At 52.4% G+C, this 15361-nt stretch carries 12 protein-coding genes; 10 read left to right on the plus strand and 2 right to left on the minus strand.

Features of this window, described 5'->3' with window-relative positions; all coding sequences use genetic code 11:
- Nucleotides 1-39 precede the first annotated feature (39 nt).
- A complete protein-coding gene (locus GS398_RS06390; protein WP_160905861.1) occupies nucleotides 40-2571 on the minus strand; it encodes an ATP-dependent Clp protease ATP-binding subunit in 2532 nt (843 codons plus the stop codon).
- Between the two features lie 201 nt (nucleotides 2572-2772).
- Between GS398_RS06390 and ettA the strand changes: the two genes are divergently transcribed.
- From ettA to GS398_RS06410, 4 genes are all read left to right on the plus strand, one after another.
- On the plus strand, nucleotides 2773-4452 hold the full coding sequence (gene ettA, locus GS398_RS06395; protein WP_160905862.1) for an energy-dependent translational throttle protein EttA: 1680 nt from the start codon (nucleotides 2773-2775) through the stop codon (nucleotides 4450-4452).
- A gap of 47 nt (nucleotides 4453-4499) precedes the next feature.
- Nucleotides 4500-5843, plus strand: a complete 1344-nt coding sequence (gene ffh, locus GS398_RS06400; RefSeq protein ID WP_160905863.1) for a signal recognition particle protein — start codon at nucleotides 4500-4502, stop codon at nucleotides 5841-5843.
- Between the two features lie 16 nt (nucleotides 5844-5859).
- Nucleotides 5860-6330, plus strand: a complete 471-nt coding sequence (locus tag GS398_RS06405; RefSeq protein ID WP_160905864.1) for an NUDIX hydrolase — start codon at nucleotides 5860-5862, stop codon at nucleotides 6328-6330.
- A gap of 84 nt (nucleotides 6331-6414) precedes the next feature.
- On the plus strand, nucleotides 6415-7491 hold the full coding sequence (locus GS398_RS06410) for a PAS domain-containing sensor histidine kinase (RefSeq protein WP_160905865.1): 1077 nt from the start codon (nucleotides 6415-6417) through the stop codon (nucleotides 7489-7491).
- Nucleotides 7492-7510: 19 nt separating this feature from the next.
- Here the strand turns inward: GS398_RS06410 and GS398_RS06415 are convergent, their stop codons facing one another.
- A complete protein-coding gene (locus GS398_RS06415) occupies nucleotides 7511-9040 on the minus strand; it encodes a hypothetical protein (RefSeq protein ID WP_160905866.1) in 1530 nt (509 codons plus the stop codon).
- A 258-nt stretch (nucleotides 9041-9298) separates the two neighbouring features.
- On the opposite strand from GS398_RS06415, the gene GS398_RS06420 reads away from it, so the two are divergent.
- From GS398_RS06420 to GS398_RS06445, 6 genes are all read left to right on the plus strand, one after another.
- Nucleotides 9299-11746, plus strand: coding sequence for a glycoside hydrolase family 3 N-terminal domain-containing protein (locus GS398_RS06420; RefSeq protein ID WP_237488095.1), 2448 nt, complete (start codon nucleotides 9299-9301; stop codon nucleotides 11744-11746).
- 34 nt (nucleotides 11747-11780) lie between these two features.
- Nucleotides 11781-12653 (plus strand): AraC family transcriptional regulator, encoded by an 873-nt coding sequence (locus GS398_RS06425; RefSeq protein WP_160905867.1) that lies wholly within the window; start codon nucleotides 11781-11783, stop codon nucleotides 12651-12653.
- Nucleotides 12654-12738: 85 nt separating this feature from the next.
- Complete coding sequence (locus tag GS398_RS06430; RefSeq protein WP_160905868.1) at nucleotides 12739-13068, plus strand: L-rhamnose mutarotase; 330 nt, start codon at nucleotides 12739-12741, stop codon at nucleotides 13066-13068.
- Nucleotides 13065-13835, plus strand: coding sequence for an SDR family NAD(P)-dependent oxidoreductase (locus GS398_RS06435; RefSeq protein WP_160905869.1), 771 nt, complete (start codon nucleotides 13065-13067; stop codon nucleotides 13833-13835). The genes GS398_RS06430 and GS398_RS06435 overlap by 4 nt, the downstream gene beginning before the upstream one ends.
- A gap of 10 nt (nucleotides 13836-13845) precedes the next feature.
- Nucleotides 13846-14700, plus strand: a complete 855-nt coding sequence (locus GS398_RS06440; RefSeq protein ID WP_160905870.1) for a fumarylacetoacetate hydrolase family protein — start codon at nucleotides 13846-13848, stop codon at nucleotides 14698-14700.
- Nucleotides 14701-14740: 40 nt separating this feature from the next.
- The gene (locus tag GS398_RS06445) at nucleotides 14741-15304 is read left to right on the plus strand and encodes a DUF2911 domain-containing protein (protein ID WP_202405962.1); all 564 of its coding nucleotides are present in this window, start codon (nucleotides 14741-14743) and stop codon (nucleotides 15302-15304) included.
- Nucleotides 15305-15361 lie beyond the last annotated feature (57 nt).

Below are 15361 nucleotides of genomic sequence, written 5' to 3' on the forward strand. Positions count from 1 at the left end.
CGCGGCCCAATATGAGAAGTTTGTTAAAAGGAGAAGAAACTACTCCTCTTTCTTTTCTTCATGTGCTTCTTTATCGGCCGTTTTACGGGTAACCCTGATCTCGTCGGCCTCTTTGTCGTAGCTTACTTCCATCACGTCGCCATCGGTAAGGCCACCTTTCAGGATCTCCTCGGCGATAGGATCTTCGAGGTATTTCTGGATGGCCCTTTTAAGCGGACGGGCGCCGAAGTTAGAATCATATCCTTTATCGGCAATAAATTCTTTGGCGCTTTCGGTCAATGCGATGTCGTAGCCAAGGCTGCTTACCCGTTCGAACAAGGCTTTAAGCTCAATATCGATGATCTTAAAGATCTCGTCTTTACCCAGCGAGTTAAACACGATCACATCGTCGATGCGGTTCAGGAACTCAGGTGCGAAAGCACGCTTTAACGCGTTCTCGATCACGCTGCGCGAATGTGTTTCGCTTTGCAATGCCTTGGCGCTGGTGGTAAAGCCAACACCCTGGCCGAAATCTTTCAGCTGGCGCGCGCCGATATTCGAGGTCATGATCACAATGGTATTCCTGAAGTCCACTTTACGGCCAAGGCTATCGGTCAGCTGACCTTCGTCGAGCACCTGGAGCAGGATGTTAAACACATCCGGGTGTGCTTTCTCGATCTCGTCGAGCAACACCACCGAATAGGGTTTGCGGCGTACCTTTTCTGTAAGCTGTCCGCCTTCCTCATAGCCAACATATCCCGGAGGCGCGCCCACTAACCGTGATACCGCGAATTTTTCCATGTACTCGCTCATGTCGATCTGGATCAGCGAATCCTCGCTGTCGAACATAAAGCGGGCAAGCTCTTTTGCCAGTTCAGTTTTACCGACGCCGGTGGGACCGAGGAAGATAAACGAACCGATTGGCTTTTTAGGGTCCTTTAACCCGGCGCGGGTGCGTTGGATGGCGCGTGTCAGTTTCTTGATGGCGTCTTCCTGCCCGATGATCTTGCCGGAGATCTTGTCTGGCATGGCCAGCAGTTTCTGGCTGTCCGTCTGGCCCACCCGTTGTACGGGGATTCCGGTCATCATAGATACAACCTCTGCCACGTTATCCTCGGTAACGGTATAACGTTTAGTCTTGGTTTCGGCCTCCCATTCAGATTTTGCGCGTTCAAGTTCCTCGAGCAAGTGCTTCTCGGTATCTCTCAGCTTGGCGGCCTCTTCGTATTTCTGGCTCCTCACTACACGGTTCTTTTCTACCTTGATCTCTTCGATCTTCTGTTCAATGTCGATGATGGTTTGCGGTACATGGATGTTGGTCAGGTGTACGCGCGAGCCCGATTCGTCGAGGGCATCGATCGCTTTGTCAGGTAAGAACCGGTCGGTAATGTACCGGGAAGTAAGCGCCACACAGGCGTTTATCGCTTCTTCGGTATACGTTACGCCATGGTGTTCTTCATATTTTTCCTTGATGCGGTTCAGGATCTCGATGGTTTCTGCCGGTGACGCCGGTTCTACCATCACCTTCTGGAAACGGCGGTCGAGTGCGCCGTCTTTTTCGATGTACTGGCGGTACTCATCAAGCGTGGTGGCGCCAATGCACTGGATCTCGCCCCGTGCCAGCGCCGGTTTGAACATGTTCGAAGCATCCAGCGAACCTGAAGCGCCGCCGGCGCCTACGATCGTATGGATCTCGTCGATGAACAGGATCACGTCAGGCGACTTCTCCAGCTCGTTCATCACCGCTTTCATTCTTTCCTCGAACTGGCCGCGGTATTTAGTGCCTGCTACCAGCGAGGCAAGATCGAGCGTAACCACCCGTTTGTTAAACAGTACCCTGGATACTTTACGCTGCACGATGCGGAGCGCGAGTCCTTCTGCGATGGCCGATTTACCTACGCCCGGCTCGCCGATCAGGATCGGGTTATTTTTCTTTCTTCTCGACAGGATCTGCGAAACACGCTCGATCTCTTTCTCACGGCCCACGATCGGGTCGAGTTTTCCGTCTTCCGCGGCACGCGTTAAATCGCGGCCGAAATTGTCGAGAACGGGGGTTTTAGACTTAATGTCAGATACCTTCTTTGGCTGGCTGAATGATTCTTCTTCGCGGAAATCATCGTCGCCTGCGGCTGAGCCCGGCGCTTCATCCTTAAAACCGTCTTTATTCTGCTCAACCTCAGCTTTAAAAATATCGTAGTTAATATTGAACTGCAATAAGATCTGGGAAGCGATGTTGTCGTCGTCGCGCAGGATCGACAATAGCAGGTGCTCCGTACCGATCACTTCGCTTTTGAATATTTTAGCTTCCAGGTAAGTGATTTTCAGCACTTTTTCTGCCTGTTTGGTTAACGGGATATTTCCCAGGTTAACGGTGGTACTGGTGGTCCCTTTTACCGCGTCCTCGATGGCGCGCCGTAAACGGGGTGTATCAACTCCCAGGGCCTTTAATATCTTAATGGCCATGCCATCGCCTTCGCGGATGAGGCCCAATAATAAATGCTCTGTGCCGATATAATCATGTCCCAGCCGCAATGCTTCTTCCCTGCTATAGGAAATTACGTCTTTGACACGTGGTGAAAATTTAGCTTCCATGTATATACCTTTCTTCGTGTTGAACGCCCTAATCTATTAAAATGTTTTCAACTAAACCAGTGCGATGTGTGATATCGTAAGTTATCAACAATTACGCCATTTAGGCGCAAATAGTATCTATGGTGTTCAAGATAATAAAAATTACTAAAAGGTGACCAATTTGGCGATATTTGCACCCTCATTTCACGAATTAACGAAAGAATGGCAGACGAGAAGATCATATTTTCCATGGCGGGGGTAAATAAAACCTACCCTCCCCAGAAGCAGGTTTTAAAGAACATTTACCTCTCCTTTTTCTACGGAGCGAAGATCGGTGTGATCGGCTTGAACGGTTCCGGTAAATCGTCGGTGCTGAAGATCATCGCGGGCATTGATAAATCGTACCAGGGGGAAGTGGTTTTTTCGCCGGGGTACAAAGTGGGCTACCTGGAGCAGGAACCGCAGCTCGACCCGGAAAAGACTGTGCGTGAGATAGTTGAGGAAGGAGTGGCGGAGATTACCCAGGTACTCAGGGAGTACGGGGAGATCAACGAAAAGTTCGGCCTGCCGGAGGTGTACGAGGATGCCGGTGCCATGGATACGCTGCTGGCGCGCCAGGGCGAGCTGCAGGACAAGATCGACGCCACCAATGCATGGGAGCTCGACTCGCGCCTCGAACGTGCGATGGATGCACTTCGGTGCCCGGAGCCGGATACAAAAATTGCCACTTTGTCAGGAGGAGAGCGCAGGAGGGTGGCGCTTTGCCGCCTGCTGCTGAGCGAACCGGACGTATTGCTCCTGGACGAGCCTACCAACCACCTTGATGCCGAGAGTATCGATTGGCTGGAGCAGCACCTGAAACAATATAAAGGCACTGTGATAGCGGTAACCCACGACCGTTATTTCCTCGATAACGTAGCCGGCTGGATCCTCGAGCTCGATCGGGGCGAAGGTATCCCGTGGAAAGGAAATTATTCATCGTGGCTCGACCAGAAAGCCAGGCGTCTTGCGTCGGAAGAGCGGTCGGAAAGCAAGCGCCAGAAAACCCTCGAGCGCGAGCTGGAATGGGTGCGGATGGCGCCCAAAGCGCGTCATGCCAAATCGAAGGCACGTTTGGCCAACTATGAGAAGCTCGCTTCCGAAGAAACCAGGGAGCGCGAGGATAAGCTGGAGCTCTTTATCCCGCCAGGCCCGCGATTGGGCAACGTGGTGATCCAGGCGCAAAACGTAACGAAAGCTTACGGCGATAAGATCCTGTTCGAGAACCTGGAATTTTCGCTCCCCCCGGCGGGGATCGTGGGAATTATCGGGCCCAACGGGGCGGGTAAGACTACGCTGTTCAGGCTCATAACCGGGCAGGACCAGCCCGATGCGGGCACTTTCCGCGTGGGCGAAACGGTTGCCCTCGGTTATGTGGACCAGCTGCATGATGACCTCGACGCAGGAAAATCCGTTTGGGAAAATATCACCGACGGCCAGGAAACGATCCTGCTGGGCAACCGGCCGGTGAACTCGAGGGCGTATGTGTCGAAATTCAACTTCAACGGCGCTGATCAGCAGAAAAAGGTGGGAGTACTATCGGGCGGTGAACGTAACCGCGTGCACCTGGCCATTACGCTGAAGAAAAGTTCGAACGTGCTGCTGCTGGATGAGCCTACCAACGACATCGACGTAAACACCCTACGCGCGCTGGAAGAGGGCCTCGAAAGCTTCGGCGGCTGTGCGGTAATTATCTCCCACGACCGCTGGTTCCTGGACCGGATCTGTACCCACATTCTCGCTTTCGAGGGAAATTCGCAGGTTTATTTCTTTGAAGGTAACTACTCGGAATACGAAGAGAACCGCAAAAAGCGGACGGGCGATATTACCCCGCACCGCATCAGGTATAAGAAATTGGGGTAGTGGCAAAAATAAACGTAAATTTGCTGGCTTTTTAAGAGAGGATTACCATGTTTGAGAATTTACAGGATAAGCTTGACCGCGCGTTTAAGGTACTTAAGGGCCAGGGAAGCATCACCGAGATAAACGTCGCCGAAACCATGAAGGAGATCCGCAAGGCCCTCCTCGATGCGGACGTTAATTACAAGACTGCCAAGGCTTTTACAGACGACGTGAAGGAGAAGGCACTTGGGCAGAACGTGCTTACTTCTGTTTCTCCCGGTCAGCTGCTTACCAAGATCATGAATGACGAGCTTGCCGGCCTGATGGGCGGTGAGGTGGTAGAAGTAAATCTCTCGGTCAACCCGTCCATTATCCTGATCGCCGGCCTGAACGGTGCCGGTAAAACCACCTTCTCCGGTAAGCTTGCCAACTACCTTAAGACCCGTAAAGGCAAGAAGCCGCTCCTGGTAGCGGGCGACGTTTACCGCCCGGCGGCCATCGACCAGCTGGAAGTGCTCGCCGGCCAGATCGGCGTCAGCGTATACACCAACCGGGCCTCCAAAGATCCTGTGGGTATTGCCCTCGAAGGGATCGCCGAAGCAAAAAAGAACGGCCAGAACGTAGTGATCATCGATACCGCCGGTCGGCTGGCCATCGACGAGGAGATGATGAACGAGATCGCGCAGGTGAAAACAAGCACGAAACCGAACGAGATCCTTTTCGTGGTAGACGCTATGACCGGGCAGGATGCGGTAAATACCGCCAAAGCATTTAACGATCGCCTGGACTTTACCGGCGTGGTGCTTACCAAGCTGGATGGCGATACCCGCGGCGGCGCCGCCCTTTCCATAAAATCGGTGGTGAACAAGCCCATCAAATTTATCGGTACCGGCGAGAAAATGGAAGCGCTCGACGTGTTCTATCCGGAGAGGATGGCCTCCAGGATCCTGGGGATGGGCGACGTGGTGTCGCTCGTTGAGCGTGCCCAGCAACAGTTCGACGAGAAGGAAGCTGCCGAGCTTCAGAAGAAGATCCGCAAGAATAAATTCGACTTCAACGATTTTATCGGCCAGATCCAACAGATCAAAAAGATGGGTAACATGAAGGACCTCATGGGCATGATCCCCGGGGTGGGTAAAGCGATCAAAGACATTGATATCGATGACAATGCCTTCAAGCCTATCGAAGCCATTATCCGTTCCATGACCCCGTATGAACGCGAGAACCCCGACGTGATTGCGCAGAGCCGCCGTGTCCGCATTGCGAAAGGCTCGGGCACCGATATAGCCGAGGTGAACAAGCTGATCAAGCAGTTTGATGATATGCGTAAGGTGATGAAGCAGTTTTCAAATCCTGCCGCCGCAGCCAAAATGATGCGCGGAATGCCAAAAATGCCGTTTGGAAAGCGGTAAATAATTTAAACTTTCGATGCAGAAAAAGAGCGCGGGGATCGTATTGTACCGGTTTTTTTCAGGTATCCCTGAGTTTTTGCTGGTGCACCCCGGTGGCCCGTTCTTTGCCAAAAAAGATGCCGGCGTGTGGTCGGTGCCTAAGGGCGAGTTCACAGACGAAGAGGATCCATTAACCGCAGCTATCCGCGAGTTTGAAGAAGAATTGGGGTTACCGCTTACGCGTGAAGGCGATTTCTTAGAGCTGGAGCCCGTTACCATAAAGTCCGGGAAACGGATATTCGCCTGGGCCACCCGCGGCGACCTCGACCCCGCTAAAGTGAAAAGCAACACCTTCCCGATGGAATGGCCGCCGAAATCGGGTAAGATCAGGCAGATCGAGGAGGTAGATAAGGCGGCGTGGTGCAGCCTGGAGGAGGCCAGGATCCGGTTAAATCCCGCACAAGTGCCCCTTATAGAAGAACTTTACGCGCTGCTATCAAAACGATGATCATATTTCTTCGCGGTTGCAAATCAAAACGGCCATTTTTTTGTTTTGTGTCAGAGCGTTTAAAAATGCGTTTATTTTACCGGTTTGCTTACTGAATTTACCTTCCTGAAGACATTTTCCGATGAAACCGGGCAAATGATCTTTGCTTACGATCCTTCCCTTAAACAATTCGTATACGCCAATCCTGCGTTCAAAAACTTTCTCCGCAGGCTGGGCGTAACCGATACCAATCCGGGTACCATTTTTAAAATGGTACATGACGAGGATAAGGTATTCATGAAAGAAACTTTCGATCAGGTAGTGGCGGGAATTATCAAGCTCGACCTGGAGTTCAGGCTTAACCTGCCCGGGCAGCAGGAGATCTGGCTCTGTTTATCGCCTTATTTAATACAGAATGGGGGAACCCAGGTGATCCTGGCGAATGCGTCAGACATTTCCGAGGCAAAACGCAATACGGAAATGCTTCATAAATTCGCCAGCCGCAAGAACGCGATCATGCATATTATTTCTCACGAGTTGGCAGGCCCCCTGGCGATCATGAAAACACTCTCCTCGTCGCTGCAAACATCGCTCGAAGCGCTCAGTGATCCGGGATTGCTCCGCATCGTATCGATGATCAGGGAGATCAGTGAACAGAATATCAACCTGTTAAATGAATTCCTGCAAGCCGAATTCCTGGAAGCGGCCGACACAGACCTCATGCTAAAGCGCGTGAACCTGGCGAAACGGGCCGAAGACATCGTGCGCCAGTACCAGGATATGGACGGTACGGCCGGCAAGGCGTTCCGCTTCCATTCCCCGACGAATGAAATTTTCGCGATGCTTGATGATGCTAAGTTTATGCTGGTGATAAACAACCTGGTGTGGAATGCCATCAAATTTACGCCTGATGATGGAGAGATCAAGGTATCTGTACTGGAAGAGCCTGATGCGGTAGTGCTGCTCGTGACCGACACCGGGATTGGCATCCCGGAAAAATACCACACCGCATTGTTCGATAAGTTCACACCGGCTAGGCGTCCGGGTTTGAAAGGCGAACCCACCATCGGCCTCGGTATGTCGGTGATCAAAACGATCGTGGAGTGGCACCATGGCAGTATCAGCTTTACCAGCCGCGAAAACGCAGGAACAACGTTTAAGGTGACGCTCCCGAAACCGTGATACGCCGGGCGTACTGCGTTTAACGCTTACCCTTTCTCGCCATCAGCTGCGCCATATACAGCGATTTGGGCGTTAACCCCTTTTTGTTCTGCCCTTCCCAGGTCGCTTTGTTGCGGTCGGGTATGGCGCCAGGCGCGATTTTGCCCTGGGTGCCGATGCTGTAATTCCGGGCAGATACCCACGGGTCCTGCACGGCGGCGCTGGCTACGGTGCAGTTCCACATCACCTGGTTGGCACCCGACCAACCATGGCCGCTGCCCATTTTACCGCGGTCCTGCACGTTGATCTCGCCATCGGTTACAATGTTGTCGAACAAGGTGCCGGTTGCCCACCGGTGGTGCGGGCCGATATCGGCATGCGTATTTTTTGCCGTGCAATTGTAAAACACGTTGGGCCCCGTTACGCGGGCGCCGGTTACATAATCGTGGCGGCCTTCCGTGGCCTGGCAATTCATGACCAGGTTCAGCTGGCCGTCTACATTAAAGGAATAACGCCTGCTGCCGGTGATCACCGACTTGGCATCCAGGCATTTGGAATCGGTTACGGTGATGTATTTGGCGGTGCCGCCGATGCTTACGCACGAGTTGCCGAAATACCTGGAGGTGATGTTCCTCGCCCACCCGTTTTCGGTTTTACTGAACTGTACGGCAGTCCAGCCATGGTCCTCGTCGATATCCCCGGCGTAGGCCGATTCGAAGTATAGGTTTTCCACGCCGCATTCCGCCGAGCGTCCCGCGAACGTATATTTGCAGAGCTCGCCGCCGCCATATTTGGTTTCCATCTCCATTACCACGGGATTATCGAGGAATATCTTATTGCCGGTTATTTTTGTGATCACCCGTTCATATTTCAGGTCGTACTCACCGGGTTGCCATTGTTTGGTGCCTTCGCGTGCATCGATCTGGTCCATCTTAAGGTCGTGGATCCAGTTTTCTGTACCTGGGCGGAAAAGTACTACCGGGTCGCCCGCCTTAAAGCCGGCTGCCGATGTTACGTTAAACGAAAATGCGCCGACCGGCACAAACGGGTCGGTGATCTTTACCCGCGAGCCCCTTACTTCGGTTAATGTGCCGCTCCCGGTAATGGTAAGCAATGTCCGCTGGCCCTTACCGGCAGCCACGAGCCTCGTCCCCTGCGGAGTATCGCCCTCGCCGCGCAGCACGATGCCGCCCGCGTTAACCGTGATGGTGCCTGGAATGAGGTAGGTGCCTTTTTTTAACAGGATAGCCCCGCGGAAACCTTTTGCGTCGGGCGTGCGGCGGGCTACCTCGTTGATGGCATCCTGGATCATTTGCCGGCTATCGCCGGACGCGGCAGGAGAAATGGTTTTTACCACGGGAACGTCCGGGATGGGTTGGTCGCCCTGGTGGTACCCTACCCGGCTGAAATCAGGAATGATGTTTCCTTTCTCATCAGGTACATAGGTAAGCGCCCCGTCTTTGCTGATCTTTACGTACCTGGACTGCCATCCGGGCTCTTCCAGGCGAAAAGCGGAAAATACCAGGACAGGTAACAGGAGAAACGCGGCGGTGCGGCTGATTATTTTCATGGGCTGACAATAACTGGTTGGCACAATGGTAGCCTTTTTTAAAGCCTGCTCCGGGAATTTAACCAAATTATTTACGCAAACGTTTCCGTGTTAAATCTCGCCCGTTCAGGGCGATAATTCAGCTATAATACCCTGGTTTACCAGAACAGATCGTGTTTTATGCCAATCTGCATAGCATTAATAAAAATAATGCCTAGTTTAGAAAGCGCAAAAATTATCACTTGCCAGGTAAGCGGAACTAACTAATATAACTATCGAATGATAAAACAGGTCATGCTGTTACGTGGTATTGCAGCAGGAATTTTGATACTGCCTTCATTGAGCGGGCTTGCCCAGTCGGGTAAGCCGGTGGCGGACGGCCAGGTAAAAAACATCTACCAGAAAGGCTGGATCGATTTTAATAAGAACGGCAAAAAGGACGTATTCGAAGACCCGGCGGAACCGGTGGAAAAGCGGGTAAGCGACCTGCTTTCGCAGATGACGGTGGAGGAGAAGACCTGCCAGATGGCTACGCTCTACGGCTACGGCCGGGTATTGAAAGATGAAATGCCTACGGCCGGGTGGAAGAACGAGATATGGAAGGATGGGATTGCCAACATCGACGAAAACCTCAATTCGCTGGCGTACAATGCCAAGGCCAAAACAGCTTACTCGTTCCCCTTTAGCAAGCATGCCGATGCGATTAATACCGTGCAGAAATGGTTTGTGGAAGAAACGCGGATGGGAATCCCGGTAGACTTTACCAATGAAGCGATCCATGGCTTATGTCATGACCGGGCGACGCCGCTTCCCGCACCCATCGGCATGGGCAGCACCTGGGATAAAGAGCTGATCAGGCAGGCAGGACGCATGATCGGCCGTGAGGCCAAAGCATTGGGTTACACCAACGTGTACGCGCCGATACTCGATCCGGCCCGCGACCCGCGCTGGGGCCGTGTGATAGAATGTTATGGTGAATCGCCGTTTCATATCGCCGAAATGGGCAAACAGCTGGTACTTGGCATCCAGGAGCAAGGTGTAGCATCTACGTTAAAACATTACGCGGTGTACAGTGTGCCTAAAGGCGGCCGTGACGGCAATGCACGTACTGATCCGCACGTGGCGCCGCGCGAAATGCACCAGTTGTACCTATACCCGTTCAGGCGGGTGGTACAGGAGGCAATGCCGATGGGCGTAATGAGCAGCTATAACGATTGGGATGGCGTGCCGGTTACCGGGAGTTACTATTTTCTCACGGAGCTGCTGCGCCACCAATTTGGATTTGGCGGTTACATCGTGTCTGACAGTGAGGCGGTAGAATACCTGTTTTCCAAGCACCATGTTGCCGACACCTATAAAGAAGCCGTGCGGCAGGTGGTGGAAGCCGGGCTAAACGTGCGAACCAATTTTACCCCGCCGGAGAACTTTATCGGACCTTTGCGAGAGCTGGTAAAGGAAGGCAGCATTTCGATGAAAACGCTCGATGAACGGGTAGGCGACGTATTGCGGGTGAAATTTAAGCTCGGCCTGTTTGATCATCCCTACGTAGCCGACCCCAAAGCGGCCGATAAACTGGTGCATACGCCGCCGGATGAAGCGCTGGCGCTCGATATGAACCGTAAGTCGATGGTGCTGCTTAAAAACGCCGGCAACCTGCTTCCCCTCGATAAAAGCAAACTGAAAAATATCCTGGTCACCGGCCCGCTGGCCACCGAAATGAATTATACCACCAGCCGTTACGGTCCGTCTAACAACCCGGTAACTACGGTGCTGGACGGGATAAGAACCTATGCGGGAACGAATATAAACGTCGCCTTTGCGAAAGGTTGTGAAGTGGTGGATGCCACATGGCCCGAAAGTGAGATCATCGAAGAGCCGCTTACCCGGGAAGAACAGGCCGCCATCAGCGAAGCTGTTGCCGCAGCCATGAAAGCCGATGTAGTTATCGCGGTAGTTGGCGAAACAGAAAAACAGGTGGGCGAAAGCGTGTCACGTACCGGGTTAAACCTCCCAGGAAGGCAGCTGCAGCTTATCCAGGCGCTTCAGGCTACCGGCAAACCGGTAGTAATGGTGATGATAAACGGGCAACCACTTACCATTAACTGGGAGAACAGGTATGTTCCCGCCATCCTCGAAGCATGGTCGCCAGGCCCGCAAAGCGGAACGGTGATCGCAGAAACGTTGTTCGGCGACAACAATCCCGGTGGCAAGCTCACCGTAACATTCCCTAAAAGCATCGGCCAGCTCGAGTATAACTTCCCGTTCAAGCCTGCATCACAGGCCGGGCAGCCGGCCAGCGGTCCTAACGGCTACGGCAAATCGAGCGTGAACGGCGCCTTGTATCCCTTCGGCTATGGCCTGAGCTACACAACGTTTGCCTATAGCAACCTGGTTGTCAGTCCCGAAACGCTCAAAGCCCAGGGAACCGTTAAGGTGACAGTAGATGTAACGAATACAGGCAAACGCACGGGCGACGAAGTGGTACAGCTTTACCTGAAAGACCAGGTAAGCAGCGTAACCACCTACGATTTCGACCTCCGGGGTTTTGAACGCCTTACCCTCGCTCCCGGCGAAAAGAAAACGGTAACCTTTACGCTTGAGCCTGACCACTTCGCGTTGCTGGATAAGAATATGAACTGGACAGTAGAACCCGGTAAGTTTACCGTGATGGCGGGCGCATCGGCGGAGGACATTAAATTGAAAAAGGAATTTACGATCACGCAATAGGGTTGAACGTTCAAACCCATAAGATTTAGCCTGAATGAAACCCCAGCTCCTCAAGATCTCTCCCGGCCCCGCGCAATCCTTTAGCGTACGGCAGGACCTGATGCCTATTAATAACAGGTGGCATTACCACCCGGAGGTTGAACTGATCCACATTAAAGAGGGCGACGGCACGCGTTTCGTGGGCGATAATATCAGCGTTTTTCACCCAGACGACCTGCTGATGATCGGTACACAACTGCCCCACTATTTCCGGTTCGACGATGCGTATTATAAAACGGATTCGGGTACCCGGGCCGACGTGCGGGTGTCACACTTCACCGAGAACTTTTGGGGAGATCACTTTTTGAACCTTCCGGAGAACAAGCCCATTAAAACGGTGCTCGAAAAATCACGGTACGGGTTGCTTATAACCGGCGATACCAAACGGCAGGTGGTAGAGCTGCTGGATAAAATGCTGCATTCCGAAGGACCGGAGCGTGTGCTAAACCTGATCCGGATCCTAATAGCGGTGTCGAAAGGTAATGATGTGAGCACCATATCATCCATCGGCTTTAAAAACAAATTCGAAGAATCTGAAAAAGAACGGATTAACGAGATCTACGAATACTCGATGGCTAACTTTAAGCGTAAGATCCAGCTGGAGGAAATTGCCGCAATTGCCGGGATCAGCCCGAATTCCTTTTGCCGCTACTTTAAACTGCGTACCCGAAAAACTTATTCCCAGTTCCTCATAGAGATCAAAGTAGGGCACGCCTGCCGCCTGCTGATAGACAACCGGTTGAGCATTAAACAATTGTGTTATGAGAGCGGCTTTAACAACTTCGCCAGTTTTCACAAATATTTTAAGATCATCACCGGCAAGAGCCCGTTAAATTACCAGCGGGAGTTTATCAATGGCAGAAATTAATTAATATTGGCCGGTCAGCCACAGTCATCAGCCTCGTTTAAGGCGCCAGGTATGACTGAAAACCGACCGCTGACAACCAAGAAAAATGAAACGATATTGTTTAGCGCTCGACCTGGTAGACGACCCGGCTTTAATTGCCGAGTACGAGGATTACCACCAGGCGATCTGGCCCGAGATCAGGAAAAGCATCCTGGATGCCGGGATCACTAACATGGAGATCTACCGCATTGCTACCCGGCTGTTTATGATCATGGATACCGACGAAACGTTCGACCCCGTACGTAAACAGGAAGCAGATGCCGCCAACCCCAGCGTGGCAGAGTGGGAGCAACTGATGTGGAAATACCAGCAGGCGCTTCCGCAAGCCAAGTCGGGCGAAAAGTGGCTGATGATGGATAAAATATTTCAACTATGACCTTATTCAGTTTAGCAAAAAAATCCGCGGTGATCACCGGTGGCGGAAGCGGGATCGGCCGTGCCATTTCGTCGTTGTTTGCCAGCCAGGGCGCCCGTGTTCATATTATCGAGCTGAATGCCGATGCGGCCGCGCAAACGGTAAACGAGATCGTAGCAGCCGGCGGGGCCGCCAAAGCATACAGCTGCGACGTAAGTAACCAGGAACAGGTTCTTGCTATTTTTAACGAGATAGGAAATGCGGATATCCTGGTAAATAACGCCGGGGTGGCGCATGTAGGTAAGGTGGAGAATACCTCGGAAGCTGATTTTACCCGCATCTTTAACATTAACGTAAAGGGCGCCTATAACTGCCTCTATGCGGCGCTTCCGCGAATGCGCGAGCAGGGTGGCGGTATTGTGCTGAACATGGCTTCGATCGCGGCCCTGGTGGGTATTACCGACCGGTTTGCCTATTCCATGAGCAAAGGCGCTATTTATGCCATGACGATGTCTGTGGCACGCGACTATTTACATGACAAGATCCGCTGCAACAGCATTTCGCCCGCCAGGGTGCATACCCCGTTCGTAGATGGCTTTATCGCGAAAAATTACCCCGGGCAGGAAGAAGCGATCTTTGAGAAACTGTCGAAAAGCCAGCCGATCGGCCGGATGGGAAATCCTTCCGAGATCGCCTCCCTGGCCCTGTATCTTTGTTCTGATGAAGCGGGCTTCATTACCGGCTGCGATTACCCGATCGATGGCGGATTTGTAAAACTAAACAACTAATATAGTACACATGAAACTGATACGATGGGGTCAGCCGGGGCAGGAAAAAACCGGTGTGATCATAAACGGCGTAAAGCTGGATACTTCCGCTTTTGGCGAAGACTATAACGAACAATTCTTTGAAACAGGCGGCCTCGGGCGCCTAAGCGCTTTTGTTGCCGGAAACGAAGGGCGGTTACCTGCCATAGACGATGGTGAACGGCTGGGATCGCCCATTGCGCGTCCGTCCAAGATCATCTGTATCGGGCTGAACTATGCCGACCATGCGCGGGAAACCAATGCGCCAATCCCCGCAGAGCCCGTGGTGTTCATGAAGGCTACAAGCTCGCTGACCGGCCCCTTCGATAACATCGTGATCCCTAAAAACTCGGTTAAAACCGACTGGGAAGTGGAGCTGGCGGTAGTGATCGCAAAAAAAGCGAGCTATGTAGAAGAGGCAGACACGGCAGGCTTTATCGCGGGCTATGTATTGCATAACGACGTATCGGAGCGTGAGTTCCAGCTGGAGCGTAATGGCACCTGGGATAAGGGAAAAGGTTGTGATACTTTCGCTCCGCTTGGCCCGTTCATGGCTACGGCCGACGAAATAAGCGACCCGGACAACCTTCGCCTCTGGCTTACCGTGAACGGCGAGAAGATGCAGGACGGTAATACATCGAACTTTATTTTTAACGTGCCATACTTGATCTCCTATTTAAGCCGGTTTATGACGTTGCTGCCGGGTGATGTGATCTCTACCGGAACTCCGGCAGGCGTAGGCCTCGGTTTTAAGCCGCCGGTCTATTTAAAAGCGGGCGATGTGGTGGAGCTTGGGATCGACGGGTTGGGAACATCGAGGCAGGAAGTGGTGGCGTACGGATCTTAAAGATTTTTTGCTACCTTAACCCCATATAATTAACTCGATTATGAAAATATTTAAGAAGAATCAGGGCCGTATCGCCCTGGTATGTATGCTGTTCACGGCGGTTTTTGCGGGTGAAGCCAGCGCGCAGAAAGCGCCTGCGAGCCCGCCGGCCAAAGATTCGGTGGTTATCGGTGGAAAAGTGATCTCGGTAAAATATGCCGCCCCTTCAGTAAAAGGCCGTGATATTTTCGGCGCCGGTGGCTTGCTCTCCAGGGAAAAGAACTTCCCTGTTTGGCGTGCGGGCGCCAACTCGGCCACTACTTTCCACACCGATGCGGATCTCGAGATCGGGGGATTAAGTGTTCCGAAAGGCGACTATACCCTGTATGTTTCGCTCGTTGACCCGCAGCACTGGGAGCTCATCATTAATAAACAACTTGGCCAATGGGGCTTAACCTACGATCAGGCACAGGACCTTGGCCGCGTGAAAATGACCATGGGTAAAATTGACCCGCCCGTTGAAGTACTGTTCTATAAGCTTACACTCCCCCAGCCCAATAAGGTGAAAATTGCACTTACATGGGAGAAAATGACGGCGTCTGTAGACGTAAAAGTTAAGAAGTAGGAAAAGGGGAAATATTTTTTCCCCCCTGCAACTTTTCTCCTTTCCGGGAGTCTTCTT

The organism is Hufsiella ginkgonis, assembly GCF_009834915.1.
GTDB lineage: Bacteria > Bacteroidota > Bacteroidia > Sphingobacteriales > Sphingobacteriaceae > Hufsiella > Hufsiella ginkgonis.